This window comes from Herbaspirillum huttiense (assembly GCF_047300815.1).
Taxonomy (GTDB): Bacteria; Pseudomonadota; Gammaproteobacteria; order Burkholderiales; family Burkholderiaceae_D; genus Herbaspirillum; species Herbaspirillum huttiense_A.
Genome location: NZ_CP178608.1, coordinates 299,064 through 316,190 on the forward strand (window position 1 = coordinate 299,064; position 17,127 = coordinate 316,190).

General features: G+C 64.5%; 15 protein-coding genes. 8 read left to right on the forward strand and 7 right to left on the reverse strand.

The features are described 5' to 3' along the window. Nucleotides 1–27: 27 nt before the first annotated feature. The 5 genes from ACLRDN_RS01425 to ACLRDN_RS01445 form a co-directional block, all read right to left on the reverse strand. Nucleotides 28–672, reverse strand: coding sequence for a MotA/TolQ/ExbB proton channel family protein (locus ACLRDN_RS01425; RefSeq protein ID WP_413458664.1), 645 nt, complete (start codon nucleotides 670–672; stop codon nucleotides 28–30). Nucleotides 673–738: 66 nt separating this feature from the next. Next, nucleotides 739–3,180 (reverse strand): TonB-dependent receptor, encoded by a 2,442-nt coding sequence (locus tag ACLRDN_RS01430; RefSeq protein WP_413458665.1) that lies wholly within the window; start codon nucleotides 3,178–3,180, stop codon nucleotides 739–741. 82 nt (nucleotides 3,181–3,262) lie between these two features. Further along, on the reverse strand, nucleotides 3,263–3,982 hold the full coding sequence (locus tag ACLRDN_RS01435; RefSeq protein WP_413458666.1) for an energy transducer TonB: 720 nt from the start codon (nucleotides 3,980–3,982) through the stop codon (nucleotides 3,263–3,265). Then, nucleotides 3,982–4,389, reverse strand: a complete 408-nt coding sequence (locus ACLRDN_RS01440) for an ExbD/TolR family protein (RefSeq protein ID WP_413458667.1) — start codon at nucleotides 4,387–4,389, stop codon at nucleotides 3,982–3,984. Before ACLRDN_RS01440 ends, ACLRDN_RS01435 begins: the two co-directional genes overlap by 1 nt. 204 nt (nucleotides 4,390–4,593) lie before the next feature. Beyond that, entirely contained in the window at nucleotides 4,594–5,172 is a 579-nt protein-coding gene (locus ACLRDN_RS01445; protein ID WP_209580272.1) for a hypothetical protein, read from the reverse strand. 291 nt (nucleotides 5,173–5,463) lie between these two features. Between ACLRDN_RS01445 and ACLRDN_RS01450 the strand changes: the two genes are divergently transcribed. Together ACLRDN_RS01450 and ACLRDN_RS01455 are read left to right on the forward strand one after the other, a co-directional pair. Next, nucleotides 5,464–5,820: a MarR family transcriptional regulator gene (locus ACLRDN_RS01450; protein ID WP_034330473.1), complete on the forward strand. Its 357-nt coding sequence runs from the start codon at nucleotides 5,464–5,466 to the stop codon at nucleotides 5,818–5,820. A gap of 87 nt (nucleotides 5,821–5,907) precedes the next feature. Beyond that, the gene (locus tag ACLRDN_RS01455) at nucleotides 5,908–6,663 is read left to right on the forward strand and encodes a CDP-diacylglycerol diphosphatase (RefSeq protein ID WP_413458668.1); all 756 of its coding nucleotides are present in this window, start codon (nucleotides 5,908–5,910) and stop codon (nucleotides 6,661–6,663) included. 10 nt (nucleotides 6,664–6,673) lie between these two features. Here ACLRDN_RS01455 and ACLRDN_RS01460 read toward each other — a convergent pair whose 3' ends face one another. Further along, a complete protein-coding gene (locus tag ACLRDN_RS01460) occupies nucleotides 6,674–7,564 on the reverse strand; it encodes a LysR substrate-binding domain-containing protein (RefSeq protein ID WP_413458669.1) in 891 nt (296 codons plus the stop codon). 128 nt (nucleotides 7,565–7,692) lie between these two features. On the opposite strand from ACLRDN_RS01460, the gene ACLRDN_RS01465 reads away from it, so the two are divergent. The 5 genes from ACLRDN_RS01465 (at nucleotide 7,693) to ACLRDN_RS01485 (ending at nucleotide 13,451) form a co-directional block, all read left to right on the forward strand. After that, a complete protein-coding gene (locus ACLRDN_RS01465; RefSeq protein ID WP_075256029.1) occupies nucleotides 7,693–8,439 on the forward strand; it encodes an SDR family oxidoreductase in 747 nt (248 codons plus the stop codon). Nucleotides 8,440–8,654: 215 nt separating this feature from the next. Beyond that, nucleotides 8,655–9,911 (forward strand): Hsp70 family protein, encoded by a 1,257-nt coding sequence (locus tag ACLRDN_RS01470; RefSeq protein WP_413458670.1) that lies wholly within the window; start codon nucleotides 8,655–8,657, stop codon nucleotides 9,909–9,911. Nucleotides 9,912–10,049: 138 nt separating this feature from the next. Then, the gene (locus ACLRDN_RS01475; RefSeq protein WP_413458671.1) at nucleotides 10,050–10,898 is read left to right on the forward strand and encodes a MurR/RpiR family transcriptional regulator; all 849 of its coding nucleotides are present in this window, start codon (nucleotides 10,050–10,052) and stop codon (nucleotides 10,896–10,898) included. Between the two features lie 416 nt (nucleotides 10,899–11,314). After that, nucleotides 11,315–12,763: an MFS transporter gene (locus tag ACLRDN_RS01480; protein ID WP_413458672.1), complete on the forward strand. Its 1,449-nt coding sequence runs from the start codon at nucleotides 11,315–11,317 to the stop codon at nucleotides 12,761–12,763. Nucleotides 12,764–12,785: 22 nt separating this feature from the next. After that, nucleotides 12,786–13,451 (forward strand): aspartate/glutamate racemase family protein, encoded by a 666-nt coding sequence (locus tag ACLRDN_RS01485; protein ID WP_413458673.1) that lies wholly within the window; start codon nucleotides 12,786–12,788, stop codon nucleotides 13,449–13,451. Nucleotides 13,452–13,463: 12 nt separating this feature from the next. On the opposite strand, the gene ACLRDN_RS01490 is transcribed toward ACLRDN_RS01485, so the two are convergent. After that, entirely contained in the window at nucleotides 13,464–14,306 is an 843-nt protein-coding gene (locus tag ACLRDN_RS01490) for an aldo/keto reductase (RefSeq protein WP_413458674.1), read from the reverse strand. Nucleotides 14,307–14,496: 190 nt separating this feature from the next. Between ACLRDN_RS01490 and ACLRDN_RS01495 the strand changes: the two genes are divergently transcribed. Next, entirely contained in the window at nucleotides 14,497–16,770 is a 2,274-nt protein-coding gene (locus ACLRDN_RS01495; RefSeq protein WP_413458675.1) for a CHASE2 domain-containing protein, read from the forward strand. The last annotated feature ends 357 nt before the right edge of the window (nucleotides 16,771–17,127 follow it).

The window sequence follows — 17,127 nt, forward strand, 5'->3', positions numbered from 1 at the left end:
TCAGCAAAGGCGTGGTCAGTGTTGCGTTCAGGCGATGTGCAGCTTGCCCTGCGGTTGCGGGCTGTGTTGCGGCTGCGGGTTCAGGCGGCCGACGCAGGCGCGCAGCATCAGGACCTTCAGGTGATCGTTGATGCGCTCGATGCGTTCCTGGAACAGGTTGAAGAAGAACATGCCGACCACCGCAATGCCAATGCCCAGTGCCGTCGCATAGAGCGCCGTGCCGATGCCCTGCGACACCTGGCCCGGATCGGACACGCCCTGCACCGCCAGTGCCTTGAAGGTGTCGATGATGCCGAGGATGGTACCCAGCAAGCCCAGCAGGGGGGCGGCCGTCACGATGGTATCGAGGATCCACAGGCGCTGCTGCACTTCGCCGCGCTTGGCAATGTAGACCGACTCGCTGAAATCTTCCAGGTCCTTCTCGGTATGCAGGTGATGCTTTTCGGCCAGGATGTCCGACACCAGGGCCAGCGGCAGGCTGGGGCGGGACGTCAGGTTGGCCGGCAGTTCCTCCAGATGCTGCACCGCGTGCGTCATGGCGCGCTCCAGGCCCGTGGCCTGGCGCATGGTATAGCCGAAGAAGAGGCCCCGTTCGACGATGACGAAGATGGCCAGCGCCGCGCAGGCGTACATCAGGTAGAAGGCCAGTTCGTGGAGTAATTGCATGTTCATGCTTGCCTCTCTTACAGTGATGGGCGGCCCGTGTTGCAGGTGCGGGCCGCCCGGTTCAGGCCGCGATCAGAAATCCGCGGTCAGGGTGACGGTGAAGGTGCGCGGGGCACCGATGTAGAGCGAAGGATCGGTGCCAGGGATGCCGTTGACCGCCACTGCGTTGGTGGTGAACTGGCTGCCGCTGCCGCCGTTGAGGTTGAGGTACTGCTTGTCGAACAGGTTGTAGACGTTCAGGCGCACCGTCGGCTTCTTCAGCCAGGTGGTGGACGCGAAGGTCATGCCGGCACCGGCGTTGAAGAGGGTGTAGCCACCCAGTGCATCGTCGTTGACCAGCGTGGTGTAGCGGCGGCCGGTGTACTTGGCCTGGCCGAACACGTACCAGCCATCCTGCTGATATTGCAGCGACAGTCCCGACAGCCAGTTAGGCGTATCCGGGAATTCGCGGCCGGAGGTCGGCAGGAACTGGGTCGAGCCGTTGCGCAGGTCCTGCTTCATCTTGCTCTTGATGTAGGACAGCGAGCCGTACATCGACAGGTTGCGGTTGAAGGCGTAGCCAGTTTCCAGTTCCAGGCCATGCGAGCTGGCGTCGCCGACGTTGTAGTCGGTCTTGTTGTTGGTGCTCGGGTTGTAGGCGCTGGCGATGCGGTTGTGATAATCGATGTAGAACAGCGAACCGGAAGCCATCCACTTCTCGGTGTTGTAGCGGTAGCCGAGGTCGTAGTTCCAGGAGGTTTCCTTGTCCACCGGCACTTCGCGCTGGGTGGCGCCGACCAGCTGGCCGTTGACGATGGTGCCGCCCGAGAGCAGGCCGAAGTAGGAGAAGTTGCCCGGTGCCTTGAAGTTCTTGGCGGCGTTGAAGAACACCGACTGCTTCTCATCGAGCTGGAAGCGCACGCCCAGGCTGGGCAGGAAGTCGGCGTAGTTCTTCTTGACCTTGTAGTAGCCGGCGCTGGAATAGCTGTTGGTGCCGCTGGTGGAACCGGTGCTCGGGTTGTTGGTGAAATCGCGGTCGATGGAGGAATAGCGGCCGCCGACTTGCACGTTGAGCTTGTCGTTCATCATGCTGATGCTGTCCTGCAGGAAGATCGACTGTGCCGTGCTGACCGTCATGGTGTCGCGGTATTGCAGGATGGAGCCATCGGCATTGCGCAGCCACAGGTCGGAGTTGTCCTGCCACAGGTCGGCGATGTTGCCGTTGTTGTCCACGCGGCTGAAGGGACCGGTCTGCTGATGGCGCGCGCGCTCGACCCAGTAGCCGGCCAGGAGGCGGTGATTGTCCAGCTGCTGGTTGAACTTGAAGGTCACGCCCGGACGATAGGTGCGGGTGCGGCTGCCTTCGTAGGCGTAGACGGTATCGAGACGGTCGCCGTCGCCGTTGACGTCGCGTGCGCCGCCACCGAGCTGGCTGGCACCGGCCACGCCGCCTTCACGTACGGTCTGCAGCTGGTTGCCGCCGGTGCCGAAGCCGTACCAGAAATACGGATCGATATCCAGGCTGGAGGTGGGGCTGAGCTGGAAGTGCGCATTGATGGTGCCCAGCCAGTTCTCGAAGGGATTGAGGTTGTAGGCGTAGTACGCGTTGTTGGCGATATTGGCCGCCACGTTGGGCGCATAGGTGGTGTCGTTCTGGGCGGTGCCGCCCACCGCAGGCTGGTGCTGCGGCACGGTGCTGCCGAAGTCGGCATTGCGGCCCAGCTGGGAGATCTGGGTCTTGGTCAGCGAACGGTAGTTGTTGTTGAGCTGGCGGTTGTAGAGCAGGTTGGCGTTGATGAAGCTGCCCTGGCCCAGGTCGAAGTTGGTGCCAATGTCGACGTGATCCTTGATGGCGCCGCCCGGACCCTTGAACTTGTCGGCGGTGGTCTTGGAATACGAGATGAAGAACTTGAATTTGTTGTCCAGCAGCTTGCCCGAATCGAAGCGCACATAGCGCTTCCACAGGCTGTTGGAGCCGAAGGCATTGGTCACGCGGATGCGCTGCTGGTCTTCCGGTGCGCAGAAGGTCATGCCGATGTTGCCGCCGGTGGCGCCCACGTGCGGCGCTTCGGTGTCGGTCGAACCCTGGGTCACGAAGACGTTGCACAGGTTGTCGGGCTCGGTGTACTCCTGCGGATAGACCGCGAAGTTGCCGGAGTCGTTGACCGGTGCGCCGTTGATGGTGAAGCCCAGCTGGTCGCTGTTGAAGCCGCGCACGCGGATGTTGCCGCCGAACAGGCCCGAGCCGTCGTTGTCGTAGGTATTCACGCCCGGCAGCAGGTTGATCATCTGGTAGGGCGTGCCGGTGGGCGATTGCTTCTCGATGTAGTCACGGTTGACCGAGCTGCGCGCCTTGGGCGAATCTTCCGCCTGGATCAGGCCGGTGGCCGCCGCCGTACCGGCACTGGCGCTGCCGCCGCCCTGCACGGTCACGGTGCCGACGTCGGTGGTGGTCTGGGCGAAGGAATAGGCCGGTGCGCCTGCCATGAAGAGCCCGGATATCAGCAAGGACAGCCGGGTGAGTTTGCATTGCATGTCGTGTTCCCCTGGGTTTGTTGGACTGCTGTTGAAATCGTTGCGGCTGGTACGCGGCCCCGGCACACTGCTGCGAGCCGCGTCAGACGGGAATGAATTCCAGATCGGCGGTAAACCGGTGCGTGCTCTCGCCCTTGTAGCTGTCTTCCGGGAAGGGCGCGAAGGCGGCGCGGTTGATGGTCTTGCGGGCGGCATCATCGAGCAGCATGGAGTTCGATGAACTCTCGATGCCGCTGTCGACCACGCTGCCATCGCGCTTCAACACGAACCACACGCGCACCTTGCCTTGCGGACGCAGGGTGCTGGCTTCGCGGCCGGTGGGATAGCGCTTGATGCTGTTGAGATGCGCGCGCAACTGGCCCACGTAGGTCTGTTCGATGTTGGCGGTGTTGGCCGGTGGCGGCGATGGTGGTGCCACCGGTGCCGCTTGCACGGGCGGCGCGGCCGGGGCGCTCGCCTGCGGCGGTGTGGCCGGCAGGATCGGTGCGGTGGCCGAGGGCAGTGCCGGCTCTGCCGGCGCGCTCGCCTGCTTGGCCGGGGCTGGCTTGGCCACGGGCTTGGGGGCTTCCTGTTTCTTGGGCGGCTCCACCGGCTTGGGCTGCGGTTGCACTTGCGGCTTGGGTTGCGGCGGCGGAGGGGGCGGCACTTCCGTGAGCGAGATCTGGACCGGCTGCGGATCTTCCTTGCGCTGCAGTTCGGTGGCCTTCTGCACACCGGCGATGATCAGCACGGCCAGTACTGCCAGCGAGGGCAGCGTGGCCAGCGGCTCGCGCAAACGGAAGAGGACGGGAGCGTTCATCATCACGGCTTGCGGGTGGCAATCGAGATGGAATCGAAGCCGCCCTTCTTGAGCGTATCCATCACGTCGACCAGGCGCTGCACTTCCACGCCACGGTCACTGTTGATGATGAGATTGAGTTTCTCGTCACCCTTGCGCAGCTTGTCGAGGCGGGCGGTGAGGGCGTCCAGGGTGGTATTGTCGCCATCGACCTGGATCACGTCATCCTTGGCGATGGTGATGATGGCCTTGGTCTGGGGCTTCAGGTCCTGCGCAGTGGAGGACCTGGGCAGCTGGGTCTTCAGGCCCAGGGCCGGAATCACGTTCAGGCTGATCAGCACGAAGAAGACCAGCAGGAACATCATCACGTCGATCATCGGGATGATCTCGACGCGGGCCTTCCGTTTTTTGGGTTCGTCCCAACTGCGCATGCCACACTCCTCGAAGCTTCGTTATACGATTTGTAGCGCTATAGTTTTTATAGCGATGCGCAGCGTAGCGAGGAAATGTGTCGGGCGTATTACACCACGCAGGTTGGTGTTAACCCGGGTGAAGAAAATGTTGCCTCAGGTTACCCGCAAGTTCGAAGTTGTCCTGCCGACTGACGCCTGCCGGCGACAGTGCGCGCACTGCGGTCAGCGCCGCGGCAGCGGCATGCGGGGCAAGAATGACAGCAGCAATTTGCACAGGTAGACCACGATCAGCGAGCCCGAGAGATCGCCGATGGACATGACGATCAAGCCGCTCCAGAAATCCGGATAGACCCCGCGCATGACGAACCAGATCAGCTGGAACAGCGGATTGGAGAGTGCATAGAGCAGGATGCAGGCCATGAGCCGGGTGGTGTTGAGCTTGGCCAGGTTGCGGCCCAGGTCCATGCCGGAGAGGGTGAGCTGGTAGGCCAGGTAGGGTGCGCCGGCCGAGATCAGGCAGTAACCGGCGGCGGCGATGAGGTCATGCGGGAACAGCTGGTAGGTGGCCGCCGTGGCCAGGGAGCCCACCAGCAGGCCCACGCAGCCGGCCTCGGCAAAGAGCAGGGTGCAGATCAGGCGCACGCCGGCCGGCAGGTAGATCCAGGCGATGCCCTCAGTGAACTCGGTGCGCCGGAACAGCCATTCATTGATGGAATAGAACAGGAAATAGCACAGCGCCGTGCCGGCGATGGCGGCCAGGTGGGTGCGCAGGACGGAACGGTGGTCGGACGAGGCTGGCATGGCGGGGGCGGCTGGGACATGCGGAACGGCGCGTATGTTACCCAATGCGGCAGGGCGCTGCACTTCAACAATTTTCAGCAGTGTGGCGCATACGCCTCGCAAATCGGCGTGCAAACGTTACCGCCGGAGGCATTGCTGCCGGTAAAGGCGGTAAAGATTGCACTTTCAGGCAGGCCCGGCGTATGATTCGCTATCAATTCTGGAACGATGTCGCGCGCGCGTTACGCGTTGTGCGTTCTGCGTACGTAGCACGTTGCGGACTTGCACGACAACAACCAACACCATCGCCATATGGGTAAAAACAAGCGGCCGGCGGATATCTACCTGAGATTTCTGCAACTGGCCGAAGCACTGCGGGGATTGCCGTCACTGGCTACGCTGGATCCGCTCGAAGACCGGATCCTGGCCTTCATCGCCCGCGCCGGCCAGGACCAGCAGCGGCTGTCGGTGCGCGACCTGATGGCGCAAAGCGAATTCGGTTCGCCCGCCATGCTGCATGCGCGCCTCAAATCCATGCGCGAGAAGGGCTGGATCGTGCTGGCCGATACCGAAGACCCGCGCCGCAAGCAGGTCGAACTGAGCCAGGCCGCCTGGCTGCATTTCGACAAGCTTTCCAAGTGCCTGGTCCAGGCCACGCGCGACAAGTAATCCTTCCGGCCGCATCGCTGTCATCCTGCGGAAACACCGGCCCGCTACCCTGCACGGCCTTGCTGCCCCTTGCTCCGGACGGTTCCGATGCGACTGCTTTCCCGTTTTCCTTCCTGCCTTTCCCTGCTGCTGGGACTGTGGCTGACGCTGCCGGCTGCGCCGGCCCAGGCTGCCGATCCCCACAAGCTGTGGGAAATCACCAGCCAGCAATGCGTCCCCGGCATGCAGGCCACCGGCCGCCCGCAACCGTGCGTGATGGTCGATCTGGCGCGCGGCTTTGTGGTCCTCAAGGACATCGTCGGCCCGGCGCAGTACCTGCTCATGCCGACCCGGCGGCTTACCGGCATTGAAAGTCCCGCCTTGCTGGAAGCGGATGCCCCCAACTACTGGGCCTATGCCTGGGAGCAGCGCGCCCGTGTGGCGCAGGCCCTGGGCCGTCCGCTCTCCGATGAACAGCTGGGCATTGAAATCAATTCGGCCGCCGGCCGTTCGCAATTGCACCTGCATCTGCACATCGACTGCATGCGCCGCGATGTGGCGGCCAGCCTCGCCGATCACCGGGGCGATCCTTTCCAGCAATGGCTGCCGTGGTATTTCGAAGGCCATCGCTACTGGGTCATGCGCCTGCCTGCCGATGCCCTGGCGCAGCACGATCCCTTCAAGCTGGCCGCTGCCCGTAGCGCCTATGCGGCCGACAACATGGCCTCGCAGTCACTGCTGCTGACCGGCGCGCGTTTTGCCGATGGCAGCACCGGCTTCTTCCTGGTCAACATGCCGGTCAATTTCGACCGCGAGGAACAGGGCAGTGCCGAAGTGCTGATGGATCACGACTGCCGCTGGTAAGCCTGCACGTTCATTCGGCGAATTCGCGCACCAGCGTATCGAACACCAGCCGCAGGCGCGGCGGCACCGGCCCGCGTTGCGGGCGGTAGAGGTACATGTCCCAGGGATCGGGTTCGAGATCAGTCATGACGGGGACCAGCCGTCCTGCCGCGATATCGTCCTCGCACAGGAAACCGGCGATCTGGCCGATGGCCACGCCACTTCTCACCAACAGATATTCCCCCTCGGAATCATCGCAGAGGAAGCGGGCATGGTCGGCCATCCACTGGTGCTCCTGCGCGAACAGCCAGGGCCAGGGCCGGCCCGTGCCCCGGTCCAGCATGGCGGTGCAGGGCAGGGCGCGCAGGGCTTCGGTGTCCTCAGGGGTGCCATGGCGCCGCAGGAAGCGCGGCGTGGCCACCACATAAAAGCGCACCTTGGCCAGGCGCCGCACCACGAAGCGGTTGTCCGGCACGGTGCCGACGCGGATGCCGATGTCGATCTTTTCTCCCACCACATCGGCGCGCTGATCGGTCAGGCGCAGGTCGAAGCGCAAGCCGGGATGTGCCTGCGCCAATCGCTCCACGATGGGCAGCAGGCGGCTGCGTCCGAACGCAGATGGTGCGGCCAGGCGCACCAATCCGCTCATCTCGTCGGCCGGACTGGCGGCCTCCGTGTCGAAGAGCCCATCGAGATCGCGCAGGCTTTCGCGTGCGCGTTCGGCGAGCGCTTCGCCGAAACTGGTGATGCGCACCTGGCGCGTATTGCGATGGAACAGCATCTCGCCTTGCAGGCGTTCCAGTTCCTGGATGGCGCGGGTGACCGCCTGCGGTGAAATGCCGAGCCGGATGGCGGCGTCCTTGAAGCTGCCGGTATCGGCGGCAGCGCAGAAGATGCGCAGCATCTCCAGTCGGTTGAGCATGATGATTCCTTAAAATGGAATTCTGTAATCTTATCATTTCCATTGTTTGGCATAGTGGCGCCACCCATAATCCTTCCATCGACACGCAGCAACCGCAAGCCAACCCCCATCACTGGAAAGGATTCATCATGAGCAACAACATCAAGGACAAAGTCGTCGTCATCACCGGCGCCAGCAGCGGCCTGGGCGAAACCACCGCACGTCACCTGGCTGCACTGGGTGCCAAGCTGGTACTGGGTGCACGCCGCACCGAGCGTCTGGAAAAACTGGTGGCCGACATCACCGCCGCCGGTGGCCAGGCCATCGCCGTGACCACTGACGTGGCGCGCCGCGACGACGTCGAAGCCCTGGTCGCCAAGGGCGAGCAGCACTTCGGCCGCATCGACGTGCTGGTCAACAATGCCGGCATCATGCCGCTGGCCCCGATGGCCAAGCTCAAGGTCGAGGAGTGGGACCGCATGATCGACGTCAACGTCAAGGGCGTGCTCTATGGCGTCGCCGCCGCGCTGCCGCGCTTTGCCGCGCAGGGCTCGGGCCACATCATCAATGTGTCCTCGGTGGCGGGCATCAAGGTCTTCGCCGGCATGGGTACCGTCTACAGCGCGACCAAGTTCGCCGTGCGCGCCCTCACCGAAGGCCTGCGCACCGAAGCACCGGACGGTGTGCGCACCACCATCATCTCCCCGGGGGCGGTGGATTCCGAACTGAAGACCCACAGCAGCGACAAGGAAACCTCGGAAGCCCTGCTGGCCTGGTATGAAGCCAACCAGATTCCGTCCGATTCGGTGGCGCGCGCCATTGCCTATGCCATCGAGCAGCCGGCCAATGTGGATATCAGCGAAGTGGTGCTGCGCCCGGTGGCGCAGGAATTCTAAGTTTTCCACAGCGGTTTTAGCCAGTGCCTCCCACGGCACCGCCGGGCAGCCTTGCCTGGCGGTGCCGTTTTTCGTTGGCTTGTCATCCTGGCATTGCCGGGTCGGCAATGGTTTCACGGCGGCATGTTGTTTGCTTCAAACGCCGCCATGACGCCGTGCAGACAAGCACGGTGGTTTTCTATATGATTGCCGACCCAAAAAAGAAGGAGTGATCGATGGCGAACGCGTGCGGTGTGGATTTCGGCACCTCCAATTCCACGGTCGGCTGGCTGCGTCCGCAGGCCGGGGATTCCCTGCTGCTGCCGCTGGAAGACGGCAAGGCCACGCTGCCTTCGGTGGTGTTCTTCAATGCCGACGAGAACAGCTTCAGCTATGGCCGCGCTGGCCTGGGCGAATACCTGGCCGGCTACGAAGGCCGCCTGATGCGTTCACTGAAGAGCTTGCTCGGTTCCGGCGCCATCGATGGCCAGACCGAAGTGGGCGGCCGTGCGCTGCCCTATCGCGGCCTGCTCTCGCAGTTCATCGGTGAATTGAAGCAGCGGGCTGAACGCGCGGCCGGGACCTCGTTCTCCAAGGTGGTGCTGGGCCGTCCGGTACACTTCGTCGATGACGATGCGGCCGCCGACCAACTGGCCCAGGATACGCTGGAAGAGATTGCGCGCGATGTCGGTTTCAAGGACATCGCCTTCCAGTTCGAACCGATTGCCGCCGCCTTCGATTACGAGTCGCGCATCGACAAGGAAGAGCTGGTGCTCATCGTCGACATCGGCGGCGGTACGTCCGACTTCTCGCTGGTGCGTCTTTCGCCCGAGCGCGCGGCGCGCAGCGAGCGGCGCGAGGACATCTTGGCCAATGGCGGCGTGCACATCGGCGGCACCGACTTCGACAAGTATTTCAGCCTGGCCTGCGTAATGCCGCTGCTGGGCCTGGGCGGCCGCCTGCAGGGCAATGCCGAGATCCCCTCCAGCTATTACTTCAACCTGGCCACCTGGCACACCATCAACCAGCTCTACACCCGCAAGGCCTGGCAGCAGCTGCAGGACGTGGCGCGCGAAGTGGCCGACCGCGAGCGCTTTGCGCGCCTGCTCGATGTGGTCGAGCAGCGTTGCGGCCACTGGCTGGCGCTGCAGGTGGAGGCGGGCAAGATCGCGCTCTCCAGCGCCGAGCAGACCCTGCTGGACCTGGACCGCCTGCGCCAGCCCGAGCAGTTGCCGCTTATGCGCCGCGACTTCAACGGTGCCGTCGACCACCTGGTGCAATCGGTGGAGCAGACCGTGCTGGCGCTGTTGCAGCAGGCCGGCCTGCGCGCCGACGACATCGACAGCGTGTTCTTCACCGGCGGCTCCAGCGGCGTGCGCCTGCTGCGCGAACGCATCAGTGCGCTGGCACCGCAGGCGCGGCATGTGGAAGGCGACCTGTTCGGCAGCATCGGCAGCGGCCTGGCCATCGACGCGGCGCGCAAGTTCGGCTGACGCCGCAGGTCCGGGCTGCTATACAATGCGGCGACCCGGTCCGGATCGCGCGGGTTTGCGGCGAGATGAAGCAGTTCGCCCGCCACGGCTTCGCGACCGCCCGCATTGAACTGCATCGCCGATCTGCCCCGCACCGACATGAAACCTTCTGCCGAATCCTTCGTGCGCCGCGTGCGCAGCAAACTCGACGAACTCTCCAGTACCGAACGCCAGCTGGCGGACTTCCTGCTGGAGTTTCCGGGCGAGCTGGCCAGCTATGCCGGCAACGAGCTGGCGCAACTGGCGGGCGTGTCGCCTTCGACCGTGAGCCGCTTCATCCGCCGCGTCGGTTACGAGAGCTACGAGGAAGCCCGCCGCCACGTGCGCGAGGAACAGGAAACCGGCTCCCCGCTGTTCCACGCCAGCAGCGCCGGTGTTGCGCGCCAGGTGCGTTCGGTGGCGGCGCACTTCCAGCAATCCCAGCAGAACCTGGCGGCAACCTTCGAGCGCCTCTCCGACGCCACCCTGGCCGAGATTGCCCGCGCCATCGTCAACGCGCCCCAGGTGCTGATCTTCGGCAGCCGCAGCAGCCAGGCCTTCGCACTCTACCTGCGCTGGCAGATCATCCAGGTCTTGCCGCGCGTGAGCTGCCTGCCGGGGCCGGGCGAGACCCTCGCCGAATATACCGCCGGCCTGTCCGAGCGCGATTGCGTGATCGTCTTCGGCACGCGCCGCCAGACCGGGCAGATGGAACGCCTGCTGGAGGCCGCCACGCGCGCCGGGTCCTATCTGCTCTACATCAGTGACCAGGCTTCATCCGACTATGCCTTGGCCACCTGGTCGCTGCAGGCGCATTGCCGTGGTCCCGGCTCGCTGGATAATCACGTCGGCGTGATGGCGCTGTGTGATCTGCTGTCCACCCTGGTGATCGACGCCAGTGGTGCGGCCGGACGCAAGCGGCTGGCGGCAGTGGAGCAGGAGCATGAGGAGCTGGGCGACTTCGATTGAGTTGCTGCGGTGGAATGTTGGAGAATTGCCTTCTTTCCACATTGAAATCCTGATTTCAGGCGCTTCCCTTTTTTGACTCACGATTTTCATGCGTGCCGCCCCTTGGCAGTGCGCTGACCGCGCTGCACGCCCTCTTGCGGCGCGTACCGGGCCCTTCCGGCAGGTCATTTTGTCCTGAAATCCAGATTTCATACGGGGGCGATGGTTGGCACGCAGATTGCTAGTGCTGCTGCACGAATGAAATTCAAATTTCAATTAACAATATAAATTGAAATCGTACTTTCATTCCTGGGCATGCTGGACTACAGTATTTTCATGGCCGCAAGGTCAGGTCGCCGTGGTCTCACCGCCTCGCATCACCCGATGCACATACCGAGCAGCACTCATTGGACCTTCCAACGCAAGAGGAGCAGACCATGGCCGGACCCACACTTTCATCGCCCGACCTGCCGCACTCGCCGCGCGTGGCCGAACTGGACGGCGCGCTGGACAAGATCGGGGTAACCCGTTCGCATCACACCATCATCTTCCTGATCCTGATCGGCTGTCTCTTCGACAGCTTCGAACAGAACGCCATCGGCCTGGTCGGCCCGTTGCTCAAGCAGCAGTGGGGCCTGACGGCGACCGACATCGGCCTGCTCAACACGGTCACCTTCGCCAGCGCCGCCATCGGCCGCATCGTCTCGGGTCTGGTGGCTGACCGTTATGGTCGGCGCGTCATGCTGAGCCTGGACCTGCTGCTCTTCACGCTGGGGGCAGGCATCTGCGCGCTGGCCCCGGACCTGACGGTCATGGCCGTGGGCCGCGCCATCGTCGGTTTCGGTCTCGGTGGCGAGATCGCCATTGCGGTCACCATGCTGGCCGAGTTCTGTTCCAGCAAATTCCGCGGCACCGCCGTGGGGCTGGTCAATGTGGGCGCGGGCGGCATGGGCAATTTCCTGGCACCGGCCTTCGGGCTGCTGGTGTTTTCGCTCTTTCCTGGTGAAAACAGCTGGCGCTGGCTGTTCTTCTGCCTGATGCTGCCGGCGCTGCTGGGGGCCTTTTATCGCCGCTACATTCCGGAGACGCCGCGCTTCCTGCTCTCGCGCCACAAGATCGCCGAGGCCAACGAGGTATTGGCGCGGCTGGCCAGTGGCAAGCTCTCCGGCCCGGCACCCCAAGGCCGTGACTGGATCAGCGACGATGGCAGCCGCCAGCAGGCCGCCCCGGCCAAGGTGCGCTCCATGGAAATCTTCCAGGGTGCGCTGGCGCGCCGCACGCTGCCCCTGTGCATCGCCATCTGGATGACCTATGGCGCACAGATCTCGGTGCTCACGCTCATGCCGACCATCCTGGTGAGCCTGGGCTACACCATTTCCAAGAGCCTGTTGTTCACCATGGTCATGCAGAGCGGCAGCCTGCTGGGGGCAATTGCCGCTTCGGTCTTCGGATTCCATCTGCCGCGCAAGCGCGTGCTGACCGCAGGTGCGATGTGCGCCTGCCTGGCGGCGCTGGCCATTGGTTTCCTGGCCAAGAGCATCGTGCTGATCCTGGCGGCAGGGGCGGTGTTCCAGTTCTTCGTGCTGCTGCTCAACACCACCATCTGGATCTTCGCGCCGGAGCTGTATCCGACCCGCGTGCGCGCCTTCGGCACTGCCTTCATTCTCGCCACCGGCACGGCGGCGGGTGCCCTGATGCCACTGGTGGCCGGCCGCCTGTTCGATGCCTTCGGGCTGGCGGGCGTGTTCGGCATGATCGCTGCCATGTACGGCATCTTCACTGTGGCCATCCGTACCGTGCCCGAGACCTATGGCAAATCGCCCGATGCACCGCTGGAGGAGACTGCGCCGGAGGCTGGGGTGCAGGCGGTCGTTGCGCGTAGTTGATTTCCTTTTTCATGAGTCTGGCATGCCGCATATCCTGTTGATCAATCCCAATTCCTCCCAGGCCACCACCGAGATGATGGTGGCCATCGCCCGCACCACGCTGCCAGCGGGATACGCGCTCAGCGGTGTGAGTGCGCGGCAGGGGCCGGAGATGATCGTCAATGCCGTGGAGCTGGCGGCGGCGGGGGCGGAGGTCGAGCGCAACTGGCGCGAAGGCGGTCGGCATAGCGTGGGCGCCATCATCAGCGCCTTCGGCGACCCCGGCATCGAGCGCTTGCGTGCGCTCGATGGCCGGCCCGTCGCCGGGCTGTGTGAAGCGTCGATGCTGGAGGCGTCCGAGGGAGGGCGCCGCTTCGGTGTGGCCACCGTCACCCCGGAGCTGGCTGAGGTGATTGGTGAAAAAGCGCAGCAGGCTGGCGTGGCTGCGCTCTACACCGGCATTCGCCTGACCGCCGGTGATCCACGCGCGCTGGCGGCCGATCCGCTGGCCCTGGAAGAGGCACTGGCGCAAGCCGTGCGCGCCTGCGTGGAGCGCGATGGTGCCGAGGCGGTGGTGATAGGCGGCGGCCCCTTGGGGCAGGCGGCGATGGCACTGGCGCAGCGTTTTCCGGTGCCGGTGATTGCGCCGATTCCGGCGGCCGTGCGCTACTTGCTCAAGACCTTGCAAGCCTTGGAAGCAGCGGCCTGAGGGGTCATTGCTTCACAACATCGCCAGCGGCTGCTTGCGCCGTGGCGGTGGAAAGGCCGCATCCAGTTCACTGAAGTCATTTTCGTTCAGATGCAGCGCCAGGCAGGCCCGGTTGGCCTGCACGTGCGCGACATCGGCGGCCTTGGGAATGGCGAAGACCCCGGGACGGCGCAACACCCACGCCAGCGCTACCTGAGCCGGTGTCACGCCGTGGCGCTGCGCGACCGCCTTCAGGGCCGCCTGCTTGAGGATGCGGCCCTGCTCGATGGGTGAATAGGCCATCACGGCCACGCCGCTTTGCGCTGCCTGCGGCAGCAGGTCATATTCGATCCCCCGGCGCGAGAGGTTGTAGAGCACCTGGTTGCACAGCACCTGCTCGCCACCGGGCGCATCGGCCAGCTCGTCCATGTCGTCGGTGTCGAGATTGCTGACGCCCCATCCGCGAATTTTTCCCTGCGCCATCAGCGTCTCCATGCCCGCGATGGTGGCTGCCAGCGGATGCGATCCGCGCCAGTGCAGCAGGTAGAGGTCCAGGTGATCGGTGCCCAGGCGCTTGAGGCTGGCCTCGCAGGCGGCGATGGTGCCGCGCTCGCTGGCGTTGTGCGGCAACACCTTGCTGACCAGATAGACCTGTTCGCGGCGGCCGTTGATGGCACGGCCGACGATGCGTTCGGACTGCCCATCGGCATACATCTCGGCGGTATCGATCAGGGTCATGCCCAGGTCGATGCCGGCCTGCAGGGCGCGCACCTCGGCGCCGGCGGCCGCGGCCGACTCGCCCATGTTCCAGGTGCCCTGGCCAAGTGCCGGGACTTGCGCGCCATTGCGCAGGGTGATCATGGGAATGGGCTGCATGCGGGGCTCCTTCATCGGTGGCGGGAAATCATTAGAACCCATTTTGCGCATCGGTTCATCGCGTCTGGCTTATTTCCCCTATTCATGCAGTCATGCCGTGTGGCAACTCCCGGCGTGCAGCGCCGATTGTGGGCGCAGGCAACTGGTGGCATGATCGCAGCCAATCAAAAAGGGAATCGGGGGAAAGTCCATGTTGCGTCGTTTGCGTACCGTCTTCGCCAAGTACTGGGCGCGCTGGCTGCTGGCGCTGGTGCTCATCGGCCTGGCCGAGGCGGTGGTGGTGGGCGTGCTGCCCAATCGCGTGGTCGAGCGCATGGACCTGTTCTTCTATGACTTGCGCATGCGCGTGGCCAAGCCGGCGCTGGATCCGCGCATCGTCATCGTCGACATCGACGAACGCAGCATCAACGAGCTGGGCCGCTGGCCCTGGAGCCGCGACCTGGTGGCCAAGCTGGTGGAGCAGATGACCCATGCCTACCAGGCGCAGTCGGTCGGTTTCGACGTGGTCTTCGCCGAGCCCGACACCACCTCCGGGTACGGGCGCCTGGAAGACCTGGCGCACGGGCCCTTGAAGGACGTGCCGCAGCTGGCGCAGCAATTGCGCCTGCTCAAGCCGCAGATGGATTACGACGCACGCCTGGCCGCTGCCCTGCAGGGCCAGCCGGTAGTGATGGGCTATGCCTTCTCCAACGAAGAGGGCGCCGTGGTCAAGGGCCAGTTGCCGCCACCCGCCTTCGGCGTGGCCGCATTGGGCGGGCGCGATGTGCAGGTGGTGCGCTGGCGCGCCTATGGCGCCAACCTGCCGCAGTTGCAGGCGGCCGCGCGCGCCGGTGGTTTCTTCAATCCGGTCCCCGATGACGACGGACTCATTCGCACGGTCTCGCTGCTGGCGCGGCATGGCGACGACTTCTACGAGTCGCTGGCCCTGGCCACGGCCCGGGTCGCGGTCGATGGCAAGCGCATCAAGCCGGTCTTCCTGACCAGCGCCGACGGACTGCTGGGAAGCCAGAAGGAGAACTACGACGCGCTGGCCGCCATCGCCGTGGAGGCGCGTCCGCAGCCGTTGATCATTCCGGTGGAGCGCGGGCTGACCACGCTGGTGACCTATCGCGGCCGTGGCGGACCGCAGGGCGGTGCCTTTCGCTATGTCCCGGCGGTGGACGTCATCCGTGGCACCTATCCGCATGACCAGCTCGATGGCCGCGTCATGCTGGTGGGGACCACCGTGCCGGGCTTGAACGACTTGCGGGCCACGCCGGTGAGCCCGGTCTATCCGGGGGTGGAGATCCACGCCAACCTGATCGCCTCCATCATCGATGATGACTTCAAGACCCGGCCCGATTTCGCGGTCGGCTATGACGGCTTGCAGGTGGCGCTGGCCGGCCTGCTGCTGGGCTTGCTGCTGCCCGCGCTGGGGCCGCTGGCCTCGGTGCTGCTGTCGCTGGCGACGGCGGCGGCCCTGGGCGGACTCAATTACTGGCTCTATGACAGCGCCGGCCTGGTGCTGCCGCTGGCGTCCTCGCTGCTGCTGGTGGCGCTGCTGTTCATCAGCAACCTGGCCTGGGGCTACTTGTTCGAATATCGCAACCGCAAGGCCATCGTCAACCTCTTCGGCGAATACGTGGCACCGGAACTGGTGGCCGAAATGGCGGCCAATCCGGCCAGCTACAACATGGAAGGCGAGATCCGCGAACTGACCGTGATGTTCTCCGACGTGCGCGGGTTCACCACCATCTCGGAGAGCCTGCAGCCCAACGAGCTGCGCGAATACATCAACGTGTACCTGACGGCCATGTCGGAAGACATTCGCGGCAATCGCGGCACCCTCGACAAGTACATCGGCGACGCCGTGATGGCCTTCTGGGGAGCCCCGCTGGACGTACCCGATCACGCCGCCCGCGCAGTAGCGACAGCACTGAAGATGCAGCAGACCACGCTGCTGCTCAACGAGGAATTCACGCGCCGCAACTGGCCGCCGCTGAAGATCGGCATCGGTTTGAACAGCGGCCAGATGCGCGTGGGCGACATGGGCTCGCGCATCCGCCGCGCATACACGGTGATGGGCGATGCGGTCAATTTGTCCTCGCGCCTGGAGTCCATCACCAAGGTCTACGGGGTCGGCGTGCTGGTCGGTGATGCCACGCGCCAGGCTGCGCCGCAGTTCGCCTACCGCGAGCTGGACCGGGTGCGCGTGAAGGGCAAGAACGAGCCGGTGCCCATCTTCGAACCGCTGGCCCTGGAGAGCGAACTCGATGCCGTGCTGCGCGCCGAAGTGGAGCAGTGGCATGCGGCACTGGCCCTGGTGCGTGCGCAACGCTGGGATGAGGCGCAGGCCGCCATCGAGGCGCTGCAGGCCGCCCAGGCGCGTGGACTGTATGCGCTCTACCTGGAGCGCATTGCCCATTACCGCCAGGCACCGCCCCCGGCCGATTGGGATGGCGTGACCACTTTCGAGACCAAGTAAGCAGCGCGCGCCCGGGTGCCGGTCGGCAACAGCGATGGCGCGCGAGGAGTTCGTCCGGACGTTGGTGCCTCCTTTTTCCGCCGGGAAATTGGCATCCTGACAGCGCCCTGACACGTTGTGCGCAAATGTTCTCGCCGGATGGGTTTGCCTGAAATTCTTTGCACCCGGCCCCCGGAAATGATTTCCGGACGGCAATCAAACGTTGGGCAATGGCCCGCAAACGCCCGCCACAGGCGGTTTTTGGTCGAATCTTGTCGACGCGGTCAGCCCTTGTCAGTATACTTTACAAGCATCAAGTGCGATGCCGCCTGGCAAGGCGGTAGCGCCCCCGGCCGCGATGCGATCCCTCCTGCAAGA

Bases quoted from the DNA above. Each gene is read 5' to 3' on its own strand.
- ACLRDN_RS01485 (WP_413458673.1), top strand. From the start codon at position 12,786: ATGCCGCATATCCTGTTGATCAATCCCAATTCCTCCCAGGCCACCACC.
- ACLRDN_RS01470 (WP_413458670.1), top strand. From the start codon at position 8,655: ATGGCGAACGCGTGCGGTGTGGATTTCGGCACCTCCAATTCCACGGTC.
- ACLRDN_RS01425 (WP_413458664.1), bottom strand. From the start codon at position 672: ATGAACATGCAATTACTCCACGAACTGGCCTTCTACCTGATGTACGCC.
- ACLRDN_RS01465 (WP_075256029.1), top strand. From the start codon at position 7,693: ATGAGCAACAACATCAAGGACAAAGTCGTCGTCATCACCGGCGCCAGC.
- ACLRDN_RS01475 (WP_413458671.1), top strand. From the start codon at position 10,050: ATGAAACCTTCTGCCGAATCCTTCGTGCGCCGCGTGCGCAGCAAACTC.
- ACLRDN_RS01435 (WP_413458666.1), bottom strand. From the start codon at position 3,982: ATGATGAACGCTCCCGTCCTCTTCCGTTTGCGCGAGCCGCTGGCCACG.
- ACLRDN_RS01445 (WP_209580272.1), bottom strand. From the start codon at position 5,172: ATGCCAGCCTCGTCCGACCACCGTTCCGTCCTGCGCACCCACCTGGCC.
- ACLRDN_RS01455 (WP_413458668.1), top strand. From the start codon at position 5,908: ATGCGACTGCTTTCCCGTTTTCCTTCCTGCCTTTCCCTGCTGCTGGGA.
- ACLRDN_RS01460 (WP_413458669.1), bottom strand. From the start codon at position 7,564: ATGCTCAACCGACTGGAGATGCTGCGCATCTTCTGCGCTGCCGCCGAT.
- ACLRDN_RS01430 (WP_413458665.1), bottom strand. From the start codon at position 3,180: ATGCAATGCAAACTCACCCGGCTGTCCTTGCTGATATCCGGGCTCTTC.
- ACLRDN_RS01450 (WP_034330473.1), top strand. From the start codon at position 5,464: ATGGGTAAAAACAAGCGGCCGGCGGATATCTACCTGAGATTTCTGCAA.
- ACLRDN_RS01490 (WP_413458674.1), bottom strand. From the start codon at position 14,306: ATGCAGCCCATTCCCATGATCACCCTGCGCAATGGCGCGCAAGTCCCG.
- ACLRDN_RS01440 (WP_413458667.1), bottom strand. From the start codon at position 4,389: ATGCGCAGTTGGGACGAACCCAAAAAACGGAAGGCCCGCGTCGAGATC.
- ACLRDN_RS01495 (WP_413458675.1), top strand. From the start codon at position 14,497: ATGTTGCGTCGTTTGCGTACCGTCTTCGCCAAGTACTGGGCGCGCTGG.
- ACLRDN_RS01480 (WP_413458672.1), top strand. From the start codon at position 11,315: ATGGCCGGACCCACACTTTCATCGCCCGACCTGCCGCACTCGCCGCGC.